We start from the raw sequence: 23,046 nt of genomic DNA on the forward strand, positions 1-23,046 counted from the left end.
AGTTCGAAAGCTTGCAGCCCTTGAAGGATAAGGGGCGAAGCATATTTTCTTAATTATGGAACGAAAGTCATCACAAAAATAATCACAGATGACACAAAGGGGAAATCACAGTGAATAAAACTCAACTAGTAGAACAAATCGCAGAAAACGCAGACATCTCTAAAGCATCAGCTGGTCGCGCTCTAGACGCATTCATCGAAGCAGTAAGCGGTACGCTTCAGTCTGGTGATCAAGTTGCTCTTGTTGGCTTCGGTACATTCAGCGTTCGTACTCGTGCAGCGCGCACTGGCCGTAACCCAAAAACTGGTGAAGAAATCCAAATCGCAGAAGCTAAAGTACCTTCTTTCAAAGCTGGTAAAGCTCTAAAAGACGCTTGTAACTAATTCTTTGCGTCGATGACGCAGAGCTGGTTCAGCGAACGGCCGTTGCATGATTTTTGTCCAAACAGTCAGATTTGAACAAAAATTTACAAACTAAGAGCCGAACTTTCTTAAATTATGCGCATCCTACTGATGCGCATTTCTTTTTCTGATATTATCGCGACATTACATTTTCTATTAGAAGCAGTCGGCTTCAATTGTGGAGAGCAGTTAAATTATGATGGATCGACTACGCGAAGGCGTGAATAGCATCGCGGTCAAAATTATCCTTGGACTTATCATCCTTTCTTTCGTATTTGCTGGTGTAGGTAGCTACATCGTTGGCGGTAACAACAACGCAGCAGCGAAAGTAGGTAACACCGAGATTGCTCGTGGTGAGTTCGAGATGGCTTACCAAAATGAGCGTAACCGCATGCAAGCTCAATTGGGTGATTACTTCTCTCAAATGCTGGCTGACCCTGCATACGTTGAATCTTTCCGCAAATCTGTTCTAGATCGTATGATCAATGACGTGCTGCTTGACCAACAAGCAGAAGCACTTGGCCTACGCATTAGCGATGCTCAAGTACGTAGCATGATTCTAGATATGCCTCAGTTCCAATCGAACGGTAAATTCGACCAAGAGATCTACCAAGCATCTCTACGTCGTGCAGGTTTCTCTCCAGATTCTTTTGCTGAGTACATGCGTCGTGAATTGGTTCGTGAGCAACTGTTGAACGCACTACAAACCAGTGAATTCACTCTACCTGGCGAAGTTCAATCTGAAGGTAAACTGTTCACTCAGACTCGTGACGTTCGCACAATCACTATCGATTTGAATGAGTTTGCTAAGAAGGTAGATCTGACTGACGAAGAAATTCAAGACTACTACAAAGCAAACCCAGAAATGTTCACTCGTCCTGAACAAGTTAAGGTTGCTTACATTGAGCTTTCAGCTGACGAGCTTAAGAAGCAAATCCAAATTTCTGACGAAGACGTTAAGAAATACTACGATGAGCACTTAGACAAATACTCTACAGAAGAGCAGCGTCGCGTAGCACACATCCTTGTTGAGGGTGATGACGAAGCGAAAGCACAAGCGATTCTTGACGAGCTAAACGGTGGCGCTGACTTCGCTAAACTAGCAGAAGAAAAATCAGACGACTTTGGTAGCGCGGAAAACGGCGGTGACCTAGGTTGGATTGAGCGCGACGTGATGGATCCTGCATTCGAAGAGGCAGCATTCGCACTTAAGAACCCTGGTGATATGACAGGTCTAGTGAAGTCTGACTTCGGCTACCACATCATCAAGCTAGAAGAGCTAAAAGGTGCGGTTGCTAAGCCGTTCTCTGAAGTAGCAGCTGAAATCAAACAAGAAATGGTTGACCAGAAAGCGGTTGATCAATTCTACGAACTGCAAAACGAACTTGAGAAAGTGGCGTTTGAATACCCAGATTCTCTAGACGACGCTTCTAAAGCCGTTGGTCAGAAAGTGAAGACAACGGACTTCATCTCTCAAGTTGATGCGCCTGAGGTTCTTAAGAACCAAGCGGTAACGCAAGCAATCTTGAGCCCAGAAGTGAAAGAAGATGGTCTGAACTCTGAAGCTATCGAAGTGGCTCCAGAGCACATCATCGTTGTTCGTGTTGAAGACGCTCGTGACGAGACGGTTCTTCCTCTTGCTGACGTGAAAGACCAAGTGGTTGCTGAACTGTCTCGCGTTAAAGGTGAGCAAGGTGCAATTGAACTAGGTACTAAAGTTGTGGCGGCTCTGAAAGATGGTAACAAAGACATCCTTGCAGAAAACAGCCTAGCGTTTGGTGAGCAAGAATCTGTTGATCGTCGTTCTCCACTCGCTGCAACAGTATTCGCTATGGCGAAACCTGAAGGTGACAAGCCTGTATACGGTCAATCTAAAGATCTAGAAGGTAACGTTGTAGTTGTAGAGCTTGATGCGGTACACGCGGAGCTAGACAGCGCGCTAGAAGAGCAAGTTGCGATGCAAATGCAACGTGCTTCGTCTCAACAAGATCTTACTTCGGTAATTGCAGTACTGCGCGCAAACACGGACATTGAGTACTTTGTTGTGAGCAACTAAGCATTACTGATGTAATTTGCATGTTAACTAAAACGGGTCGCATTAGCGGCCCGTTTTATTTTTATCTGAAGAAACTTCAATACAAACAGCGCTTTGCCTAAAGTAGTTTTCGTTCTGATACAACTACTAAAGGGAGATTGCTCAAATGAAATGGATGTTAACGCTGTGCTTATTGATACTCGCGCCGATGAGCTGGGCGGAAACAAAGACTAAAGCAGATAAGTATGAAGGTATTGAGATTACGGTTAACGTTAACTCTGCCACTGCAGAAGAGATTGCGACGCTACTTAATGGTATTGGTGAGAAGAAAGCGCAAGATATTGTTGAGTATCGTAACGAGCACGGTCCATTTAAAACAGCTGCGGATCTTACTAAGGTGAAAGGCATCGGTGAGGCGACTGTTAAGAAGAACGAAGACCGCATCCTGCTGTAATCGACGTTCTTGCCATTAAAAGCAAAGTTTTTGTTTCCTATTACTGCTTTCCCGAACCAAGCCTCTTTGCTGGTTCGGGATTTTTTTACTCTTCTATGGGGCTATTTACAGATTAGTGGTGAACTGGGTTTCAATTCTCTAATCTCTAGCCAAAGATACGACGATGGGTCAGTTTCTCTAACCAAGCCATACTCAAACCACCTATTGCACCAAACAGGTGAGCATCCACCGCCACGCGAGCCCCAATCATCGCCGCTGTGCTTGTTGAAGGGCCGTAGAACTGCTCCCAAGCGACTTTAGCAATCAAACCACCTACCAGCACTAAACTGCTTCTTCTACCGTCGAAAACCTCTGCCAGAGCCCAGAAACCAAACAATCCGTGTAGAACTCCAGACAATCCAACGTAAACCGACATGTTGGTGAATAAGTTCATTGCACCGACGAAGGTACATAGGACAAGAAAGACGATAGAGAAGTTACGCACCGAAGGGCGAAAGATGAATCCAATTACCCATAAGCCCGCTAAATTCATCCCGAGGTGAGCGAAGTTGGTATGCGTGAGATTTCCTGTTACGATTCGCCACCATTCGCCGTGGCGTATATTGTAGGCGTGCCATTCGGTTAGGCTTGCCATTGGTTCGAATTGCAGTATTAAACAGATAACGCTGATGATGCTCAGCAATGTATAAAGGTTCACTCTATGTCTCGTTATTGTTCTCAGTGTGGAAAATCGCGCAAAGCTTGTATTTGCCAATGGATTGTACCGCTAGCAAACGAGGTTGAACTTATCATCCTTCAGCATACGAGTGAAGAACATCGTCCTCTTGGTACGGCACGAATTCTCAATTTGAGTCTAAATCATTGTACTTGTTTGATCGGAGAAGACTTTTCAGATAGCGAGGCCTTGAATGAGTTGCTTGAGGATGACACTTTTCAACATTTCATTCTTTACCCTTCAGAACAATCGTTGTGCCTTTCAGAGTTGGCGACGGTCGGAGAGGCGGCAGATAAGAAAACACGCTTGATTTTACTCGATGGCACTTGGAAGAAAGCTTACAAAATGTGGCAACTTTCGACCAACTTGCATGCTATCCCAACAGTGAAACTGCCAGAGGACCTGCAAGGTCATTACACCATTCGTAAGGCACCATCGAACAACAGCTTATCTACCGTGGAAGCCGGCTTTCATGCACTGAGCCTGATGGAGTCTGGGAAAGATTTCACGCCTTTGTTAACGGTGTTTGAGAAGATGATTGAATTTCAAATCGCCCAGATGCCTCCGGGCGTATTTGAAAAGAACTATCTGAAAGACGAGTAGCGAACCGATCGAGTACTTCTCTAAAGGACTATTGAAGAGAACAACTGTCGATGCAGCTTTTGTGCGTGGCCATCGGTCATCGCCGAGATGTAATCCGCTATAACACGCATTTTCGCGCTCTCGTTAGCCGCCTCTTGCCACAATGCTTGGGTATGTGTCGGAAGTAAGCGTTCAGGATCCGCACTTAACGCTTCAAACAAATCCATAATGATCTGTTGTCCTTTGTACTCAACAATCTGAACCTGATGTACTTGAATCACATACTTACTAACGAAGTGTTTGAGTACTTCAAGCGCTTTTGCCATCTGTGGTTCAAGACACGCGTTCCAAGCCAACAATGGGTTGCTGAAAGGTTCATCTACGACCTTGATTGAAATACTGGTCAGCAGCGCATTGACCATGCCACCAATCGCATCTTTACGCTCATGATGCTTACCACTAAACAGCATTTGTCCAATTGAGCCAATGTGCTCTTCAAACCACGCATCGCCACAATCGGCCAATTGACTGGCTGCGCCTTCTTGCCATTGCTGACGAGTGACCATTCCTAGCACAATTGCATCTTCCAAGTCATGCACGCCATAAGCGATGTCGTCTGCGAGCTCCATAATTGAGCAGTCGAGCGATTTGAATCGAGTTTTGCAGTGTTCAAACTCTGATTCCGGACGACAGCGCATTTGGCTTAACAGGGCTTTGTCGTTGTCGGTTAATGGTGCAATGACCCAATCGAACAGATCTTTGTCACAGTCGTAAATGCCTTTTGCTGGGCTCCAGTCTTTTGCTTTCAATTTGCGCTGGTGCTCGACTGGCTTCGGCAGGCAAACCGCGCGAGTTTGACTAAGCAAGGCTGGGTACTTGATCAGACCGAGTAAGGCTCGGCGTGATAGGTTCATGCCAAAGTGCTCGGTATAGGGTTCTAACTTGGTGACGATGCGGAAGGTTTGGGCATTGCCTTCAAAGCCACCATGCTCACGCATCATATAATTCAGTGCTACTTCACCGCCATGCCCATAAGGTGGGTGGCCAATATCGTGCGCCAAACAGAGTGAATCAATCAAGCTGTCAGACGGTAGAAGGTCTCGAAACTCAGGCTGTTTCTTCTTAAGTTGAGCCACAATGCCCGTACCCAGTTGCGCCGCTTCGAGAGAATGGGTCAAGCGAGTACGGTGAAAGTCTTCCAAGCTGTTTCCATGGACCTGAGTTTTTGCCTGCAATCGACGGAAGGCAGCCGAGTGCAGAATACGAGCTCGGTCTCGTTGGTAGGGGCTACGATGATCGTCACGACGGATCTTGTGCTCATCATCATGGCGCTCTTGCCATAAGGCATCTAATTCAAACGACACTTTTCTCTCCATCAATTAGCTGATTTCATCCAGCGATAATTCAAAACTTGGGGCAAAGGTATGAAGGAAGTATTCCATTTCCGGTGTTTTGCGTTCTTGCAGAGTGATATCGAGACGCTTTTTCGCTAGAGCAAACTCGTGGTTGCCGGCGCTAAGTTCTTCGAGACATTTTAAGTAAGCGCAGATAGAGTCTGCTTGCTTGACGATCAATGCATCTTCTTCGTGCGCAGAGTGCGATAACAAATAGGGCGCAAAATCATCTTGGAATTCTTCTGGCAGCATAGATAACAGCTTTTGTTCAGCTGCCGCTTCTATCTTTTTATATTCTTTAGAAATTTCTGGGTTGTAATACTTTACTGGGGTTGGAAGATCACCCGTTAAGACTTCACTGGAATCGTGGTACATAGCGAGAATAGCGATGCGTTCAGGGTTTAAGTTACCGCCAAACTTTTTGTTTTTGATTAGGGCTAGGGCATGAGCAACAAACGCGACTTGCAAGCTGTGTTCAGAAACGTTTTCCGGCGATACCGAGCGCATTAAGGGCCAGCGTTGGATGAGCTTCATTCGTGCCAAGTGGGCGAAAAAATGGCTTTCTTTCATTGCTGTCTCCAATTTTGATTCTGATACAAAAAAAGGAGCTCACTAGGAGCTCCTCTAAGCATATGAGAGATCAGCAGTAATTACTACTGGCTATACGTTGATAGGAAACGCTCAAAGCGACCAATCGCGGTTTCGAGATCTTCTACGTGAGGTAGAGTTACGATACGGAAGTGATCGGGCTTCGGCCAGTTAAAGCCAGAACCTTGAACCAACAGGACCTTCTCTTGTTTCAAGAAGTCCAACACCATTTGTTGGTCATTTTTGATGTTGTACATCTTGGTATCGATTTTCGGGAATAAGTACATCGCGCCTTTTGGCTTCACACACGAAACCCCAGGGATCTGGTTGATCAGCTCGTAAGCACGGTTACGTTGTTCAAGCAGACGGCCTCCTGGCAGGATTAGCTCGTTAATGCTTTGGTAGCCACCCAATGCGGTTTGGATTGCGTGTTGCATTGGCACGTTGGCACACAGGCGCATGGAAGACAGCAGTTCAAGACCGTTGATGTAGCCTTGTGCTAGGTGTTTAGGGCCAGTTAGGAACATCCAGCCACCACGGAAGCCACAAACACGGTAAGCTTTCGACAGGCCGTTGAAGGTCATCACCAATACGTCGTCGGTTAGCGTCGCAACTGATGTGTGTGTTGCACCGTCGTAAAGCACTTTGTCGTAGATTTCATCGGCGAAGATCATCAGTTTGTGTTGACGTGCAATCTCAATCACTTCCAACAGGAAATCACGGCTGTATACGGCACCCGTTGGGTTGTTAGGGTTGATCAGAACAATACCGCGTGTTTTTGGCGTGATTTTCTTTTTGATGTCTTCTAGGTCTGGATACCAGTCTGCGCCTTCGTCACATAGGTAATGAACAGGCTTACCGCCAGACAGTGCAACAGACGCCGTCCATAACGGGTAATCTGGTGCTGGGATCAGCATTTCGTCGCCGTTGTTCAGTAGCGCTTGCATTGCCATCACGATTAGCTCTGAAACGCCGTTACCTACGTAAACATCTTCAACATCAAGAGAACGAATGCCCTTGCGCTGGTAATGCTGCACAACAGCTTTACGCGCAGAGTAGATACCTTTGGAATCACAATAGCCTTGAGAAGTTGGTAGATTGCGGATGACATCTACTAGAATCTCATCAGGGGCGTCAAAACCAAATGGGGCGGGGTTACCAATGTTTAGCTTTAGGATTTTATGCCCCTCTTCCTCCATGCGTTTAGCATGTTTGAGTACAGGACCCCTAATGTCGTAGCAGACATTGTCGAGTTTTGACGACATCCCGATATTTTGCATTGTATAATTCCTAAAAAATCGTTAATTTCTTTATTAAAGTACAATAATTTGTTTTTTATTAGAATAAAAATCTGTAAATTATCCGTTTAATGGCTAACTTTTGTCCGGTTGTTATCACAGGATTTTGCAAAAGATCGCATACGACCTTGATTTGCTTTGGGTCTAAACTTAGAGTAGCCGTCAGTTATCACTTATCCTCACATATTTCGAGGTTGATTTGTCACAGTTCCATCAAGCCGTAAAGAGAATTATCGAGCGAGTTCAGCAAACGGAAGGCAATCAAACACGTTTAGTCGAGCCACTCAGCGAGAAACCCAATTTCGCGTTTATTGACTGGCTTGAAGCACAACCACTTTTTCCCAAGTTTTACTGGCAGTCCCGTGATACTCGTGAAGAAGTTGTTGCCCTAGGTCAGCTCCATTCTTTTGTTGAGCCCGGCCCTGCTTATACGATCCTTGGCGAAGGCCAACGCGTATGGGGTGGTCGCTCTTTCGATGGTCAGCACGAGAAGAATCGTCGCTGCATGCCGTCTTTCTTTTTTCTACCGCAAATCGAGCTGATTCGATTCGATCAGCAATGGTCACTCGCGGTGAATATCTCAGAAGATAAAACACGTACATTAGCAGGCTTGAAAAAGTTGGTATGTGACGTGCCTAGTCTTGCGCCAATTTCATCTCATATTCGCTCAATTGATCATGCGCCAACACAGCCTGAATGGAACGCGTTGGTCGAAAAGGTGCTCACAGGCATCGACAACGATGAGTTTAAAAAAGTGGTTCTGGCTCGCAAATCGACAGTAATGCTGAATTCAACACTTTCTGCTGCGCAGCTTCTTAAAGCGAGCTACCTAAATAACCATCACAGCTTTCACTTTTTGTTGAGTTTAGACAGCAAGCACAGCTTTATGGGCTCGACGCCAGAGCGCCTATACTCGCGAGTGGGCCATGAACTGCACACGGAAGCGTTGGCTGGCACGATTGGCCGCGGTGACAACGCGACGCAAGACATGGAGCTAGCGAACTGGCTGTCGCAAGATTCTAAGAACCTCAACGAAAACCAATATGTGGTGGATGACATCATTGATCGGCTAACACCGCATTCGGAGCGTGTTGAGGTAGAAAAAGAGCCTCGATTGGTTCGTCTGAGAAAGGTCCAACATCTCAAGCGTAATATTAATGCGGATCTGAAAGCGGGCATCAACGGTGTTCAATTGCTTTCAGCTTTACAGCCAACCGCCGCGGTAGCCGGTTTACCGCGTAAAGAATCGATGCAATTTATATTGGATAACGAGCCGTTTGCACGCGGCTGGTATGCAGGCTCGATGGGATACATTAGCCATGAGCGTGCAGAGTTTTGCGTCGCAATTAGAAGCGCGTTGGTTTTGAGTGACCAAGTACAACTGTTTGCTGGCGCGGGTATTGTTCCAGGCTCCATTGCAGAACACGAATGGGCCGAGTTAGATAAAAAAATGTCGACGTTACTTTCTCTTATTTCAGACCACCCGCCGCTTGGGGTTGCATCATGAGTGCAGATCAAGCTGTTTTAAATCGCATTTGGTCTGAAACCATCCTGACAGAATTGAACCGCTTTGGTGTGAACCACGTTTGTATTGCACCCGGTTCTCGCTCCACACCTTTAACGGTCGAGGCGGCAGATAACCCAAATTTTACCATCCACACCCATTTTGATGAGCGTGGCTTGGGCTTTATGGCTCTGGGACTTGCTAAAGCAAGTAAAGAACCAGTGGCGCTGATTGTTACATCGGGTACAGCAGTGGCGAACTTGTTGCCTGCGATTGCAGAAGCAAAGCTGACTGGTGAAAAGTTGGTGGTGCTAACTGCAGACCGCCCGGTTGAACTTGTGGGCTGCGGTGCAAACCAAGCCATTAATCAATTGGGTATTTTTTCAGAACATGTTTCTGACAGTCTTAACCTGCCGAGTCCTACGCTATCAACCCCGTTGAATTGGTTGCTTACTTCTGTTGATGAGGTGATGTTTACGCAACGCCTAAGAGGCAGCTCGGTACACATTAACTGTGCGTTTCCAGAGCCTTTGTACTCCAACACAGACAAGAGCACCTATCAGGGGTACCTTGATACCGTTGCTGGTTGGAGAGACAGCAAGGTCACGTATTGCCAACGCTTCAATCCAAAAACCAGCAGTGCAATACCAAGCTGTGGTGACAACAAAGGCTTGGTGGTCATTGGCAGCTTACCTTTGATTCAAGCGCAAGCGGCACGTGCATTTGCTGAGCAGATGGGATGGCCAGTACTGGCTGACCCACAAAGTGGTGTGAGCTCAGATTGGGCACATTTCGATCTATGGCTGCAAAATCCAAGAATGGCGAGTCAGCTTGATGACTGTGATTTGATTGTTCAGTTTGGCAGCCGAATCATTTCTAAACGTTTTAACCATTGGCTAGAGAAACACGTATCACGCAACCAGCAGGGTGGGGATACACAATATTGGTTTGTCTCTCCTCGGTTAGACCGTGACAACCAGAGTCATTTACCTCAATGGCACTGGGCTGAGCAACCAAGCGCTTGGGTAGAACGCACGTCGGGTTTCTCATCAGAACACGCTGGCTGGGCAGATGAGTTGGCTGCGGACATTAAACAGGTCACGCAGCATGCCAAAGGGCTGTTTGTTTCGGATCCTAAGAGTGAGCTGAGTGAAATTGCATTGGCGATTGATGTTGCCGAGCGCGCTCAAGGTGTGGATCTGTTTGTCGGCAACAGTTTGTTTGTTCGTTTAATCGACATGTTCGGTAAGCTTGATAACACAGAGGTTTTCACTAACCGTGGAGCGTCTGGCATTGATGGCCTGTTTGCCACTGCAAGTGGTGTACAACGCGCGCGGAATAATCCGATGTTGATGTTTATTGGCGATACTTCTGCGTTATATGGCTTGAACTCGTTGGCACTGTTTACGCACAGTGAGCTACCTTCGGTGTTGGTGATCACCAATAATGATGGCGGTGCGATTTTTGATTTGTTGCCAGTGCCGCAGGAACATCGTGAGTCGTTCTACCAAATGCCTCATGGTTACGAGTTTGAGCATGCTGCGAAACAGTTCGGTTTGCAATATCGTAAGCCAAGCTCGTTAGCGGAATACCAATCCTTGGTTTCCGAACATTTTGCTTCAGGGCAAGGCGCATTGGTGGTCGAAGTGCAAACGCCATCGAACCAAGCTGTCGAGCATTTAAAATCCTTCAATAAGAATTTGCATGCTCTATTCTGAGCGCTTCCCAGCAACGGAAAAGCACCAAGGTGGCACTTTGCCTACTCTGGTGTTTTTACATGGTTTGCTCGGCAGTGGCGAGGATTGGCAACAGTGCTTAAGTGCTTTACCTCAGTATGACCGAGTAACGATTGACTTACCCTGTCATGGACACAGCCAATCTATTTTTTGCAGCGATCTGAATGATTGCTGCAAATTACTCAATTCCGCACTATCTTTACTATTTCCTTCGCAACAACCGCTTATCCTGATTGGTTACTCAATGGGTGGACGCATTGCTATGCATGGCCTTGCTCACCAATGTTTTCCAGAACTCAATATTTGTGGTGCCATTGTTGAAGGAGGAAACTTCGGGCTTCAAAGCGAGTCAGACAGACAAGCACGATTCGATAACGACTCACGCTGGGCAAAGCGTTTCAAAACTGAACCTCTTGCCTGTGTTTTGAACGATTGGTACCAACAGTTGGTCTTTTCTTCACTAAACCATGAGCAAAGACAAACATTGGTGGCGAAACGAAGTGCTAATCTTGGTTCTGCAGTGGCGGATATGCTGATTGCGACATCATTGGCGAAGCAATCTTATCTGTTGCCAGCATTGCAGCAACAAGCGGTTCCGCTTTATTACCTCTGCGGTGAAAAAGATAAAAAATTTAGCCAACTGGCTGAGACAAGCGGGTTGGCGTATCGACAAATTGAGGGGGCTGGACATAACGTCCATCAAGAGCAACCACAACGATTTGCGATGCAAGTTGATCAAATAATTCATTCTCACTTTGAGTGAGAGCAACGAGAACAATGGGAATCACCATGGCTAAAACAGTAGGCATTTCTGAAGAAGAACTTTACGCTCCGGTTCAATGGAAAGATTGCGGCGACAAATACGAGGATATCCACTACCACAAATCTGAAGATGGTATCGCGAAAATCACCATTGCACGCCCTCAAGTGCGCAACGCGTTCCGTCCTCAAACGGTAAAAGAGATGATTGATGCGTTAGCAGACGCACGCTACGACTCTGGTGTTGGTGTGATCATCCTAACTGGTCTAGGCGAAGACGCATTCTGTTCTGGCGGTGACCAGAAGATCCGTGGCGACTACGGCGGTTACAAAGATGACCAAGGTACGCACCACCTAAACGTCTTAGACTTCCAACGTGATATCCGTACTTGTCCAAAACCAGTGATCGCATCGGTAGCTGGTTGGGCTGTGGGCGGTGGTCACGTACTGCACATGATGTGTGACCTAACGATTGCAGCAGATAATGCTCAATTTGGTCAAACAGGTCCTAAAGTGGGCTCGTTTGATGGCGGTTGGGGCGCATCTTACATGGCTCGTATCGTAGGCCAAAAGAAAGCACGCGAAATCTGGTTCCTATGTCGTTTCTACAACGCTCAAGAAGCGGTAGATATGGGCCTAGTAAACACGGTAGTACCACTAGCGGATCTAGAGAAAGAGACCGTTCGTTGGTGTCGTGAAGTGCTACAACACAGCCCGATGGCACTGCGTTGCCTGAAAGCTGCGTTGAACGCGGACTGTGATGGTCAAGCGGGTCTGCAAGAACTTGCGGGTAACGCAACTATGATGTTCTACATGACAGATGAAGGCCAAGAAGGTCGTAACGCATTCAACGAGAAACGTCGTCCAGACTTCGACAAGTTCCCTCGCAACCCATAATCCGTATAAGAAGAGGAGCCATTGTGCTCCTCTGTTTCGTTTTTCGTCCTGAGCGTCTCGCCCTCTGGGAGACTAGCGAGTTCTCTCGTTAAAAAGCTCAGAATATATGGCATTACATAGGATTCGAATTATGCGTAAAGCGAAGATTTACCGTTACTGTCTACCAATGGACAGTGGCGTAATACTACGTGATAACAAGCTGACGGAACGTAAAGGTTATATCCTTGAATTAACGGAAGGTGACAAGGTTGGTCGTGGTGAAGTTGCCCCTTTGGTTGGCTTTAGCCTAGAAGGCACTGAGGAAGCGGGTATTCAGCTGCAAGCGCAAGCAGAGCGCTGGGTGGCAAACTTGCCTTTAGATTACAACAACATGTATCCATCGGTTGCGTTCGGTCTGTCTATGGCTCAGCTGGAGCTTGAAGGCGGTTTACCTGCGCAGGGTAAGTACCAAGTCGCGCCGCTGTGTAATGGCGACCCAGATGACTTGATCCCTAAGCTGAATGAAATGGAAGGCGAAAAAGTCGCGAAAGTAAAAGTGGGTTTATACGAACCTATTCGTGACGGCATGTTAGTAAACTTGTTCCTTGAGTCGATTCCACAGCTGACACTTCGCCTTGATGCTAACCGTGCTTGGACACCAGAAAAAGCGCAGCAGTTTGCTAAGTACATTGCACCATCACTGCGCCAGCGTATTACCTTCTTGGAAGAGCCATGCCGCTCTCCGGGTGATAGCCTGTCTTTCGCAATCAATACGGGTATTGCAATCGCGTGGGATGAAACACTGCAAGATGCGGTTCGCCGTGAAGACTTCAGCTTAGAAGATCTGACTGGCGTAAAAACCATCATCATCAAGCCAACGCTGATCGGCTCAGTTGATTTCTGTATTAAGCTGATTGAAAAGGCGAAGATGTTGGGTATCAAAGCGGTGATCAGTTCAAGCATTGAATCAAGTCTTGGCCTAAACCAGCTTGCTCGCTTAGCGCAATGGCAATTACCTAATGAGATCCCAGGTCTGGATACTATTGGTTTGTTCAAAGCGCAGCTAGAGCAGGGTTGGCCGAAGTGTGAACTTCCAGTTCTTCCGCTATCTGAGCAGGAGTTAGTGTGGCATTCAGCATAGATACTATTGCGATTGCACCATGGAAATATTGGGCTCAAGTGAGCCCTTTTTCTATTGCGCTTGAGACAATCAAAGAGCAAATTAACTGGCAACAATTGACTGCTCGTGTTGACTTGTATTCTCGCTACCTTCAACAACAGGGTGTCGCGAGTGGAGATGTAGTGACGCTAGTCGGTAAGAACCAAGTTGAAACCTTGTGGTTTTATCTTGCCGCTCAGCAGATAGGCGCAATCACTGCGTTGACCATGCCGCAGCCTTTTGAGGCTCTCTCAGGTAAGTTAACGACGCTATATAAGCCAACTCAACAGCGTTTTGTGTGGTTTGCTGATGGTGTTGCCAGTGGCTACTCTGAACAGCAGTTATCGCAACTAGGTATCATCCAGCTTTCGACTCTGGATAGCGAATCGCAAAGTAACGTTGACACTTCAAACGAAGGCTACGCACATGATGCTTTAGCGTCTATTGTGTTTACCTCTGGCTCGACAGGCACCCCTAAAGCCGTGGTGCATACTCATCGTCAGCACCTTGCTTCTGCTCAAGGTCTGTTAAGCGAATTCCTATTCAACCATCAAGATACTTGGCTGCTTTCCTTGCCGCTTTACCACGTGTCAGGCTTGGCGATTGTCTATCGCTGGCTATTTGCTGGCGCAACGCTCAAAGTAGGAAACGGAAATCTTGCTGATGATATTCTTGGTGTCTCTCATGCTTCTTTAGTTGCGACACAACTTAAGCGTTTACTGGATGAACAAGTCGAATTATCTCTCACGCATGTTTTACTGGGCGGCAGTCATGTAGCTCATGAGTTGGCACTGCGAGCAACAAAGCAAGGCATTGAAACTTGGCTAGGTTATGGTATGACAGAAGCGGCTTCTACCGTAACTGCAAAGCAAATTGACAGCATCAGTAACGCGGGCCATCTATTACGAAATCGCGATATTAAGCTGGTGGAAGAGCGTATTTATATCGGCGGGCAAACGCTAGCGGCAGGCTATTTCAAGCAAGGCTCTGTTAATTCACTTCTGAATGAAAATGGTTGGTTCGACAGCAAGGATCTCGGAGAGTGGCAAGGCGACGAACTCAAGATCATTGGTCGAGCAGATAACCAATTTATCTCCGGCGGTGAGAATGTTCACTGTGAAGAAATTGAAGCGGTATTGAACCAAATCGAGAGTATTTCGCAAAGCATTGTTGTGCCGGTAGAAGATGTCGAATTTGGACACCGACCAGTAGCTGTGATTCAAACAGAGTCGTCACTGGACAAAGCTCAATACGAGCAATATCTGAAGACTAAGCTAGAAAAATTCAAATGGCCAGTGGCGTATTATGCAATGCCTCAAACCCTGTTGGGTGGGGGAATCAAAATTTCGCGCAAAGCGGTGAAAGACTGGTTAAAAAATGAAGTGCAAAACGGTGACTAAGCGTTATTGCACTTCAGGGGGATGTGGTGATGGTGAGTCACCACAATTCTTTAGTTAGCGAGCGCGAGTTTCATCTGCTCAGCTACCTTATCTACTTTTCCTAGACCGATAATCACTTGTAAACCGCCTTTACCAATCATTACTACGCCAGCTGCACCCAATTGTTTGAGCTTAGCTTCGTCAGCTAGGGATGAATCTTTTACAGTCAAACGAAGTCGAGTAATACAGTTGTCCACTTCTAAGATGTTGTCTGCACCGCCAATTGCGGCGATGTAATCTTTTGCAAGTTCGCCAATGTTCTCGGTGACTTCCTTTTCCATGTCTTCACCACGACCCGGTGTACGCAGGTTGAACTTGACGATCGCGAAGCGGAACACGCTGTAGTAAATCGCAAAGAAGACTAAACCTTGTGGGATCAGCATGTACCATTTAGTTGCCAGTGGGTTTTGGCTTGACAGTACGAAGTCAACAAAACCTGCTGAGAAACCAAAGCCCGCCATCCACTGCATGCTTGCTGCAATGTACATTGAGATACCAGTCAGAACCGCGTGAATTAGGTACAGCACTGGCGCTAGGAACATAAAGCTGAACTCTAGAGGCTCTGTAATACCAGTGAAGAAGGACGCCATTGCCGCAGCTAGCATGATAGAGAACACTTTGGTTTTGTTTTGCTTATCAGCACAGTGATAAATCGCAAGAGCAGCGCCTGGCAGACCAAACATCATGATTGGGAAGAAACCTGCTTGGTACATACCCGTTTGGCCAACTACAGCTGTCCCGTTAGCAATAGACTGTGCGCCGCCTAAGAAGTTTGGAATGTCGTTGATACCAACCACATCAAACCAGAAGACAGGGTAAAGCGCGTGGTGCATGCCGATTGTTAGCATGAGACGGTTAAAGAAGCCAAATAAACCGGCGCCAACTGCACCCATGGATTCAAGTTTGGTTCCGAAAATAATTAATGCATCGTAAATCACAGGCCATACGTAAAGCAGAACAAAAGCCAACACCATACCTGCGATAGAGGTGAGGATTGGTACTAGGCGTTTACCACTAAAGAACGCCAGCGCTTTTGGTAGCTCGACTCCGGAGTAACGGTTGTAGATTTCAGCGGAGATAATCCCCACCAAGATACCGATGAACTGGTTGTTGATTTTGTTGAACGCATCAGGCACTTCGTCAGCACTAATATCCATTAGCTGTGTGACGGCACCCGGTGCGAGTAGCGTCGTCAGTACCATAAAGCAAATGAAGCCAGACAGTGCTGCTGAGCCGTTTTTATCTTTGCTCAATCCGAAAGCGACACCAACGGCGAACAGTACCGCCATGTTATCGATGATGGCTCCGCCTGATTTAATGAGGAATGCCGCTAAGACACTTTCAGAGCCCCAGCCGACCGGATCTATCCAGTAGCCAATCCCCATTAAGATTGCCGCAGCGGGTAAGGTCGCTACCGGAACCATTAATGCCTTACCTACTTTTTGCATGTAGCCGAGTATATTCATATTTGCCCCTATAATTTTAATGCCACCTAAAACATGATCTATGTTTGAAAGTGACGTTTTTATTTAGTTTCTAAGGGCTATTTAAAACTTAATTATCGACGCAAACAAACGAATTTACTACTATCATGGATTAATATTTTTAATGCATGGTCGATCATGGCAAACCAACAGTTACTGCTTCGAAACCTTCATACCTTTAGCATCGCAGCGAAGCATCTTAGCTTTACGCAGGCAGCAAAAGAGCTGCACTTAACGCAAGGAGCCGTAAGCCATCGCATCAAAGTGTTAGAACAGGAGCTTGGTTTCTCTCTGTTTGTTCGAGGCACTCGCAAACTCGAACTGACATCAGAAGGGCATCGATTTCAAAAAACGCTATCTACGTCACTCAGTACCATTTTTAATGAGATTGAAGAGATTAAGTCGACGGACTTGGTGGGTGAGCTCAACATTGCTGCGTCACCTGGGTTTTTGAATGGGTGGCTGATGCCTCGTATTGCGGATTTCCAACGTCATTTCCCGGGGTTTAACCTCAACCTTTTCGCCCAAGAAAACCAACTCGATTTGGTGACCAATCAGATTGATGTAGCCATTTTTTACGATACGGATCATTTGGTTGATGTGTATCGCCAGCGACTATTTGGCGAAAAGTACATTCCGGTCTGTACGCCTCAGTACATGAAGGAACTGAATATTCTGGAAGATGGTATGAAGTCACTCCGACGGATTAACTTTATTCATGCTCTCGGTTCGGATGTATGGCAGCGATGGGTTGCTTATATGGGACTGGACGTGGATGTTTTTCAGCATTTTTACTGTGTGAGCCATCGTGATATGGCAGTGCTAGCAGCAAGAAATAACGTTGGCGTTGCGATGGGGCGATATCGATTCGTCAAAGATCTCTTAGACAAAGGTGAGCTAGTTAGTCCCTATCCGGTGATGGATACCCAGTTGGGGTACGATTTGATTTGTCCGTCAGGCTACGAACACCGACCTAAAGTGAAAACCTTTATCTCGTGGGTAGAAAGCCAACTTAGTTGATTTCGCAATGTATTAGTCGAAAACGGAATTTCGCATCCTTATAACTCTGAATCATAATCATGCTCAAAGATTAGGGAATAAAGCATAAGGTTCAGGATGATCAAGTTAGTGTTAGCGGCAGCGGTGTTGTTACAAATTGGCGTGGCGATGAGTACGCAGGGGTTAACGCGCTCATTGACTGAGTTAACTGCTTTTCTGGTCGCGATCGCATTAGTGTTGGTACACAAAAGCCAAAGCACGCGAAAAGTCGAGCCAACCCAGCCTCAGAAAATCAATCAAGGTTTAGCTGAAAAGTAGCCAGCCAAGCGAGGTTGTTGAAATCAGAACCCATAGCGTTACACCAAACATTAGCGGTTTTGCGCCTGCTGACTTCAGTTTCGATACTGAAATACTGCAACCAATCAAGAACAGACACACCACAAGGGCTTGCTTAGCAATAGCAAAAATGCCTTGGTACACCACTTCAAATTGTGGGAAGAAGTCGCTGAATGCAATCGCAGCGCAGTACCAGAAAATGAAGTAAGGAATCACTAACTTACTCTTGCCTTCCTCTCCATTACCGCGAGAAAAAATCACAGCACTCACTAGTGCGACAGGAATGATCCACAATGCGCGAGCAAGCTTCAATGTTGTTGCCGTGGTTAGTGCTTCTTCACCGTATGCAGATGCTGCGCCCACAACGGAAGACGTATCGTGAATCGCAATCGCAGCCCAGGTTCCAAACGTATGCTGATCCAAGCCAATAGCGTGACCAATCACAGGGAAGATAAACAGCGCCAGTGAGTTCAGAACGAAAACCGTCGCTAGAGCCAGACCAATTTGCTCGTCCTTTGCTTTAATCGCTGGAGCGACCGCAGCAATTGCGCTACCACCACAAATGGCGGTACCTGAAGCAATCAAATACGCCGTTGTGCGTTCGAGTTTTATTGCTTTGGCGATCATCATGCCGATTACAAGCGTGCCAAGGATGGTCGCGATGATCAGACCTATACCGTCAGAAGTGACCGCGAGTGCTTGGTCAAAGTGAATCCCGAAGCCTAAACCAATAATGGAATAAGAAAGCAGCTTCTTTGTAAATGAAGCAATAGGAAGCTCTGTCGGTACTAGGCTAAAACTCGCCAAAAGAAAACCGATCACAAGCGCGATAGGAGAGGACACAAAAGGGGTTAAACAAAACAGCAGTGCCAATCCAAAGGGGATATTCTTTGTATTCAAGGGTGTCGTTCGTTGTTATGAATTAAAGCGTGGAGTATACAGTAACGCTTTTGGTCAGAAAGTCTTAATGAATTGAACATGCGTTCAGTAAAACTAAACACATGTTCAACAGTCCGAAATTATCTTGTGGTGAATCTAGCGCCAGTCGCCGCGAAGCGCTTGCACCTTTTCAAACATGGCTTGGGCACTGGCTTGTTTTGGATCAACAGGCGTGCCTGCTTCGATTTCTAATTTAGACCAGAAACGCGTTGGTAGCCCTTTGCACGCGCGACCTTTTGCACGGCTGAAATAGCTGCCCCACAAGCCTTTTAGCGCCATTGGAATGACGGGGACTGGACTGCGACGAAGTATGATATCGATACCGCGCATGAACTCGTTCATCTCACCATCAGAGGTTAGCCGCCCTTCAGGGAAGATACACACAATATGACCTTCACTCAGCGCTTTCTCGACATCATTGAATGCACGGCGGATAGACGTTCGGTTACTTGCCGAAATAGGGATCACGCCAGCTCGACGAAGGAAACCTCGTAGAGGAGGAAGATTTGCGTAGTCTTCTTCCATCACAAATCGAATCAGGCGAGGGCAAACTGCACTTAATAGCAGTGAGTCCATGTAGCTGACATGGTTACAGACGATCAACGCCCCGCCGTGTTCTGGAAGGTGATGTAAGTTCTTATGCTTTACTCGGTATATGGTGTGAGTGGCCATCCACATCGCAAAGCGCACGACAAAGATAGGGATCTGCAGGAAGATGTATGCAGCGACCAAAAAATTCAGGATTGCCAGAAGCGCGAACAGTTGAGGAATGCTCATCTCAAGCACGCTCAGGCAAACAATGCCTAATACAGCGCTGCCGACCATGAACAGAGAGTTAAAGATGTTCAAGCCAGCAATCACTTGTGCACGTTCTGTCTCTTTCGCTCGGTGTTGCATCAGGGCATAAAGTGGGACGATAAACAAACCACCCGAAATACCGATCATCAGTAGGTAGAAGAATAGAGGCCAGAAAGCGTCATAGCTAACGAACTCTGCGAAAGTGTGGAATCGAGGTAAGTCCGTTGGAATCGATGTTGCCATCAAGAAACCGAAAACGGTGATCCCCAAAGCACCGATCGGTACGATACCCACTTCGATGCGGTGATTCGACAGCCAGTTACACGCCATAGAGCCGACAGCAATACCCACTGAGAAAAGTGCTAAAAGAAAAGAAACCGCGCTTTCGGTGCCGTTCAAGTAGACCTTAGTGAAGTTAGGGAACTGAGTCAGATAAGCCGCACCTAAGAACCAGAACCAGCTGATTGCCATGATGCATTGAAAGACAATTCGATCAGACTTCGCGATGGAAAGCGTCAGTTTGGTTTGCTTGTAAGGTTGCCACTTGAATTGAATATCTGGTGCGCCTGCTGAAGCAAAAGGGATAAAGCGGCTGGAGAGGTAGCCTAGCACTGCAAAAATGACAACGCAGAATGCCGCGAGATATTTGGCATTGTCTGCGGATGCGATAAGACCTGCGCCCAGCGTACCGACCAAAATCGCGATAAACGTACCCGCTTCGACTAAGGCGTTACCTGGGACTAGTTCTTTCTCGTTGAGCTGCTGAGGAAGCAGTGCGTATTTGACCGGCCCAAAGAATGCGGATTGCGTGCCCATCAAGAAAAGCAGCAAGAGCAGCACGCCGTAGCTTTCAGTGATGAAACCAATCGCGCCCAGTAACATGATGCCGATTTCAAACAGCTTAACCTTACGAATAAACCAAGACTTCTCGTATTTATCAGCTAGCACCCCTGCGGATGCGGAAAATAAGAAGAAAGGCAGTATAAATAAGCCTGCCGCTAAGTTAATAAACAGGTTGCTAGAGATCGGTAGTGCACTAGAGCCAGCAAAGGCCACAAACAGCAGCAGTACGTTTTTGAATATGTTGTCGTTGAAAGCTCCGAAAAACTGGGTGACAAAATAAGGGAGGAACTTTCGCTGCCTAAGCAAAGACGACTGGCTGTCTGATGACATGAATAATCCTTTATTACCAGCTGATCAGGTAGTTTGAAATCAGGTTATCAATAAGCTCTTTACCGTCAATTGGTTCACTAGAGAAAAACTTATCATCGACGCTTAGTAGCGTGATTCCATGTACCCCAGACCATAAAACGCGACTTGCTTGCAACACTTCAGATTCGGTTCGGTGTGGTGCAATTTGCGCAAGCAGAGATTCCAACATGCCGGTCATGCCGTCGATGCGTTTTGCATGCCACTCTGGAAGCTCCGCACCATTCATGTTGTGCTCAAAGACCAGTTGCCAGCGATGAGGATGTTTTTGTGCGAAGTCGTGGTAACAGTAGGCCAGTTCAAAAAGTGCCTGATGAGTATCCTTACTATTTTTTGTCGCGGCTACGGCTTCTTGTTGCAACTCATCCAGAGTTTGGGCCACGGCATGTAAAAGCAGCAGGTTGTAGTTACCAAAGATATTAACGAGCGTGCTTGGTACGTAACCAATCATGTTCGCAATCTTACGAAGACTAAGCTCGTGGTAAGAATTCTCGTCTAAAAAGTCTTTGACTGTGGAAAGCGTCAAGTTGACTAGCTCTTCTCTGGTGTGATCGTTTCTGCGCGCCATAATTTAAAACTACTTATTGAACATCGTTCAATATGATAGTCAGCTACTGATTGAGCGTCAATAACGCAAACAAGTCATAAACCTATGGGTTGGCAATATTCTGATACATGTCTTCTATTATGGAATGTTTCATTGTTGTATCTGACGGAGTATGATGGTCACATCTCATATTTAGCGTGCTACTGATATTGGATGCTTGTTCATCACATTGTTTGGCAGCATGGTTAAGTACTTATCGTCAATTTTAAGGATAACGATGAAACGTTTATTTTCGATTGTCGCCCTACTGATGTTTACCGTTGCTGTAACACCTATCGCGGAAGCGAAGAAGTTTGGTGGTGGTAAGTCTTTCGGTAAGAGCTATAAAACGGCTCCTGCTCCTAAACAGCAGCAACAAAACACAAACACCATTGGTAAAGAACAAGGTGCTAAATCGTCAAGTAAGAAAGGCTTGATGGGCGGCTTACTTGGTGGTCTTCTTGCTGGTGGTCTATTGGCAGCATTCTTTGGTGGTGCGTTCGAAGGTATCCAGTTTATGGATATCCTGATCATTGGTTTGATTGCGTTTGTTATCTTCAAGCTAATGCGCGGCATGCTTGGTGCTAAGCAGGGTAGTATGAATCAGCATCGTCAGCAGCCAGCATTTGGTGGCAACGCTTCTAAGTTCGAGCAACCAAACATGCAGAACTTTGAACAGCAGCCTAACAACACAAATGCAGGTGGTTTTGGTGGTTTCGGTGCACAAACTGACATCCCGCATAACTACCCACCGGGTTTTGACCAAGCCGCATTCATTAATGGCTCTCGTGAGCACTACCGAATCCTGCAAGGCGCGTGGAACCACAACCAACTTCATACAATTGAAGAGTACGTTTCACCAAGCCTATTTGAAGACTTGAAAGCAGAGCGTGCGAAGCTAGATGGCGAGCAACACACTGATGTGATGTACGTAGATGCGGAAATCGTTCGTGCTGACTACGATGCGAACAAAGCACAGCTTAGCCTGCAATTTAGCGGTCGTTACCGTGATGCAGAAGAAGGTATCGAAGAAGACATCGAAGATATCTGGCACTTAGAACGTGACCTAACGGTACCAAATGCACCTTGGTTGATTGTTGGTATTCAAGGTTAATCACCAACAGCGTTCAATTTAGTCTTAGTAAAATCCCGTTTTTGAGCGGGATTTTTTATGTCTGGAGATCAGAGAATCGAAACCTATCGATATAATTTCGAGTGGTTAAAGTCGAGCGAATAGGGTTCTTAAAAGGGAAACGAGGAGTCACACAGTAGGGAATAGTGAAGATAGAACTAATGGGGTGATCAGTTGCTTGATTCCATTGACTGAAAGAAACCAACTAACACTTCGATTCTCTCTCAAGTCGAGGCAGTTCAAAGAGCTTAGGAGCCGTACTACTTAACGAAAAGGCATTAAAAGTCACGCCTTGAATTAGACTAGATTTAGCCAGATAGTGAGGTAAGCCATTGAAAAATGATAGGTGTAGAACGAAAAAAGCCAGCTCAATGAGCTGGCTTCTTCAATATGGTGGAGGGGGACGGATTCGAACCATCGAAGGCAGTGCCGGCAGATTTACAGTCTGCTCCCTTTGGCCACTCGGGAACCCCTCCAGGGTAATTTTCATACTACAAAGAGTATACTTGAATGTTAGTTTCCCAACCTAGCTTTCAAGTTGTTCTCATGTTCAAAGGAAAAACATAAGAAAGAATATGGTGGAGGGGGACGGATTCGAACCATCGAAGGCAGTGCCGGCAGAT

21 protein-coding genes and 1 tRNA gene are annotated in these 23,046 nt (G+C 46.5%); 13 read left to right on the forward strand and 9 right to left on the reverse strand.

Annotated elements, in window-relative coordinates:
- Window positions 1–110: 110 nt before the first annotated feature.
- The 3 genes from GXP65_RS18310 (at window position 111) to GXP65_RS18320 (ending at window position 2,890) form a co-directional block, all read left to right on the forward strand.
- A complete protein-coding gene (locus GXP65_RS18310; RefSeq protein WP_005430934.1) occupies window positions 111–383 on the forward strand; it encodes an HU family DNA-binding protein in 273 nt (90 codons plus the stop codon).
- A 214-nt stretch (window positions 384–597) separates the two neighbouring features.
- Window positions 598–2,457, forward strand: a complete 1,860-nt coding sequence (gene ppiD, locus GXP65_RS18315; protein ID WP_162093431.1) for a peptidylprolyl isomerase — start codon at window positions 598–600, stop codon at window positions 2,455–2,457.
- A 145-nt stretch (window positions 2,458–2,602) separates the two neighbouring features.
- Entirely contained in the window at window positions 2,603–2,890 is a 288-nt protein-coding gene (locus tag GXP65_RS18320) for a helix-hairpin-helix domain-containing protein (protein WP_005425566.1), read from the forward strand.
- A gap of 145 nt (window positions 2,891–3,035) precedes the next feature.
- Here GXP65_RS18320 and rrtA read toward each other — a convergent pair whose 3' ends face one another.
- The gene (rrtA, locus tag GXP65_RS18325; protein WP_162093432.1) at window positions 3,036–3,587 is read right to left on the reverse strand and encodes a rhombosortase; all 552 of its coding nucleotides are present in this window, start codon (window positions 3,585–3,587) and stop codon (window positions 3,036–3,038) included.
- A gap of 3 nt (window positions 3,588–3,590) precedes the next feature.
- Here rrtA and GXP65_RS18330 point away from each other — a divergent pair, with 3 nt between their 5' ends.
- On the forward strand, window positions 3,591–4,208 hold the full coding sequence (locus tag GXP65_RS18330; RefSeq protein ID WP_162093433.1) for a DTW domain-containing protein: 618 nt from the start codon (window positions 3,591–3,593) through the stop codon (window positions 4,206–4,208).
- Between the two features lie 20 nt (window positions 4,209–4,228).
- Here GXP65_RS18330 and GXP65_RS18335 read toward each other — a convergent pair whose 3' ends face one another.
- From GXP65_RS18335 to GXP65_RS18345, 3 genes are all read right to left on the reverse strand, one after another.
- A complete protein-coding gene (locus GXP65_RS18335; protein ID WP_172840961.1) occupies window positions 4,229–5,563 on the reverse strand; it encodes an anti-phage deoxyguanosine triphosphatase in 1,335 nt (444 codons plus the stop codon).
- 3 nt (window positions 5,564–5,566) lie between these two features.
- Window positions 5,567–6,151: a 5'-deoxynucleotidase gene (yfbR, locus tag GXP65_RS18340; RefSeq protein ID WP_005425568.1), complete on the reverse strand. Its 585-nt coding sequence runs from the start codon at window positions 6,149–6,151 to the stop codon at window positions 5,567–5,569.
- A gap of 83 nt (window positions 6,152–6,234) precedes the next feature.
- Complete coding sequence (locus tag GXP65_RS18345; protein WP_162093434.1) at window positions 6,235–7,449, reverse strand: pyridoxal phosphate-dependent aminotransferase; 1,215 nt, start codon at window positions 7,447–7,449, stop codon at window positions 6,235–6,237.
- A gap of 217 nt (window positions 7,450–7,666) precedes the next feature.
- Between GXP65_RS18345 and GXP65_RS18350 the strand changes: the two genes are divergently transcribed.
- From GXP65_RS18350 to menE, 6 genes are all read left to right on the forward strand, one after another.
- Entirely contained in the window at window positions 7,667–8,974 is a 1,308-nt protein-coding gene (locus GXP65_RS18350; RefSeq protein ID WP_162093435.1) for an isochorismate synthase, read from the forward strand.
- Entirely contained in the window at window positions 8,971–10,689 is a 1,719-nt protein-coding gene (menD, locus tag GXP65_RS18355) for a 2-succinyl-5-enolpyruvyl-6-hydroxy-3-cyclohexene-1-carboxylic-acid synthase (RefSeq protein WP_162093436.1), read from the forward strand. The genes GXP65_RS18350 and menD overlap by 4 nt, the downstream gene beginning before the upstream one ends.
- Window positions 10,676–11,470: a 2-succinyl-6-hydroxy-2,4-cyclohexadiene-1-carboxylate synthase gene (gene menH / locus GXP65_RS18360; protein ID WP_162093437.1), complete on the forward strand. Its 795-nt coding sequence runs from the start codon at window positions 10,676–10,678 to the stop codon at window positions 11,468–11,470. The genes menD and menH overlap by 14 nt, the downstream gene beginning before the upstream one ends.
- Before the next feature lie 26 nt (window positions 11,471–11,496).
- The gene (menB, locus tag GXP65_RS18365; protein WP_038887944.1) at window positions 11,497–12,363 is read left to right on the forward strand and encodes a 1,4-dihydroxy-2-naphthoyl-CoA synthase; all 867 of its coding nucleotides are present in this window, start codon (window positions 11,497–11,499) and stop codon (window positions 12,361–12,363) included.
- A 130-nt stretch (window positions 12,364–12,493) separates the two neighbouring features.
- Window positions 12,494–13,483 carry an o-succinylbenzoate synthase gene (menC, locus tag GXP65_RS18370; RefSeq protein ID WP_162093438.1) on the forward strand — a complete coding sequence of 330 codons (990 nt, stop codon included), beginning with the start codon at window positions 12,494–12,496 and terminating at the stop codon, window positions 13,481–13,483.
- Complete coding sequence (menE, locus tag GXP65_RS18375; protein WP_162093439.1) at window positions 13,468–14,901, forward strand: o-succinylbenzoate--CoA ligase; 1,434 nt, start codon at window positions 13,468–13,470, stop codon at window positions 14,899–14,901. Before menC ends, menE begins: the two co-directional genes overlap by 16 nt.
- A gap of 50 nt (window positions 14,902–14,951) precedes the next feature.
- Here menE and nagE read toward each other — a convergent pair whose 3' ends face one another.
- Window positions 14,952–16,406 carry an N-acetylglucosamine-specific PTS transporter subunit IIBC gene (gene nagE / locus GXP65_RS18380; RefSeq protein ID WP_045455032.1) on the reverse strand — a complete coding sequence of 485 codons (1,455 nt, stop codon included), beginning with the start codon at window positions 16,404–16,406 and terminating at the stop codon, window positions 14,952–14,954.
- Window positions 16,407–16,562: 156 nt separating this feature from the next.
- On the opposite strand from nagE, the gene GXP65_RS18385 reads away from it, so the two are divergent.
- Window positions 16,563–17,444: a LysR substrate-binding domain-containing protein gene (locus GXP65_RS18385; RefSeq protein WP_162093440.1), complete on the forward strand. Its 882-nt coding sequence runs from the start codon at window positions 16,563–16,565 to the stop codon at window positions 17,442–17,444.
- 96 nt (window positions 17,445–17,540) lie between these two features.
- Window positions 17,541–17,741, forward strand: a complete 201-nt coding sequence (locus tag GXP65_RS18390) for a hypothetical protein (protein WP_162093441.1) — start codon at window positions 17,541–17,543, stop codon at window positions 17,739–17,741.
- On the opposite strand, the gene GXP65_RS18395 is transcribed toward GXP65_RS18390, so the two are convergent.
- The 3 genes from GXP65_RS18395 to GXP65_RS18405 all read right to left on the reverse strand — a co-directional run bounded on the left by GXP65_RS18395 (window position 17,727) and on the right by GXP65_RS18405 (window position 21,273).
- Window positions 17,727–18,632: a putative sulfate exporter family transporter gene (locus tag GXP65_RS18395; RefSeq protein WP_162093444.1), complete on the reverse strand. Its 906-nt coding sequence runs from the start codon at window positions 18,630–18,632 to the stop codon at window positions 17,727–17,729. The genes GXP65_RS18390 and GXP65_RS18395 overlap by 15 nt on opposite strands.
- Window positions 18,633–18,794: 162 nt before the next feature.
- Window positions 18,795–20,669, reverse strand: coding sequence for an MFS transporter (locus GXP65_RS18400; protein ID WP_162093442.1), 1,875 nt, complete (start codon window positions 20,667–20,669; stop codon window positions 18,795–18,797).
- A 13-nt stretch (window positions 20,670–20,682) separates the two neighbouring features.
- Window positions 20,683–21,273, reverse strand: coding sequence for a TetR-like C-terminal domain-containing protein (locus GXP65_RS18405; RefSeq protein ID WP_005425581.1), 591 nt, complete (start codon window positions 21,271–21,273; stop codon window positions 20,683–20,685).
- A gap of 256 nt (window positions 21,274–21,529) precedes the next feature.
- Here GXP65_RS18405 and GXP65_RS18410 point away from each other — a divergent pair, with 256 nt between their 5' ends.
- Window positions 21,530–22,405, forward strand: coding sequence for a TIM44-like domain-containing protein (locus tag GXP65_RS18410; protein WP_009707155.1), 876 nt, complete (start codon window positions 21,530–21,532; stop codon window positions 22,403–22,405).
- A gap of 409 nt (window positions 22,406–22,814) precedes the next feature.
- On the opposite strand, the gene GXP65_RS18415 is transcribed toward GXP65_RS18410, so the two are convergent.
- Window positions 22,815–22,899: transfer RNA gene (locus tag GXP65_RS18415), tRNA-Tyr, on the reverse strand.
- Between the last annotated feature and the right edge of the window lie 147 nt (window positions 22,900–23,046).

This window comes from Vibrio sp. LB10LO1 (genome assembly GCF_010092875.1).
Classification (GTDB): domain Bacteria; phylum Pseudomonadota; class Gammaproteobacteria; order Enterobacterales; family Vibrionaceae; genus Vibrio; species Vibrio campbellii.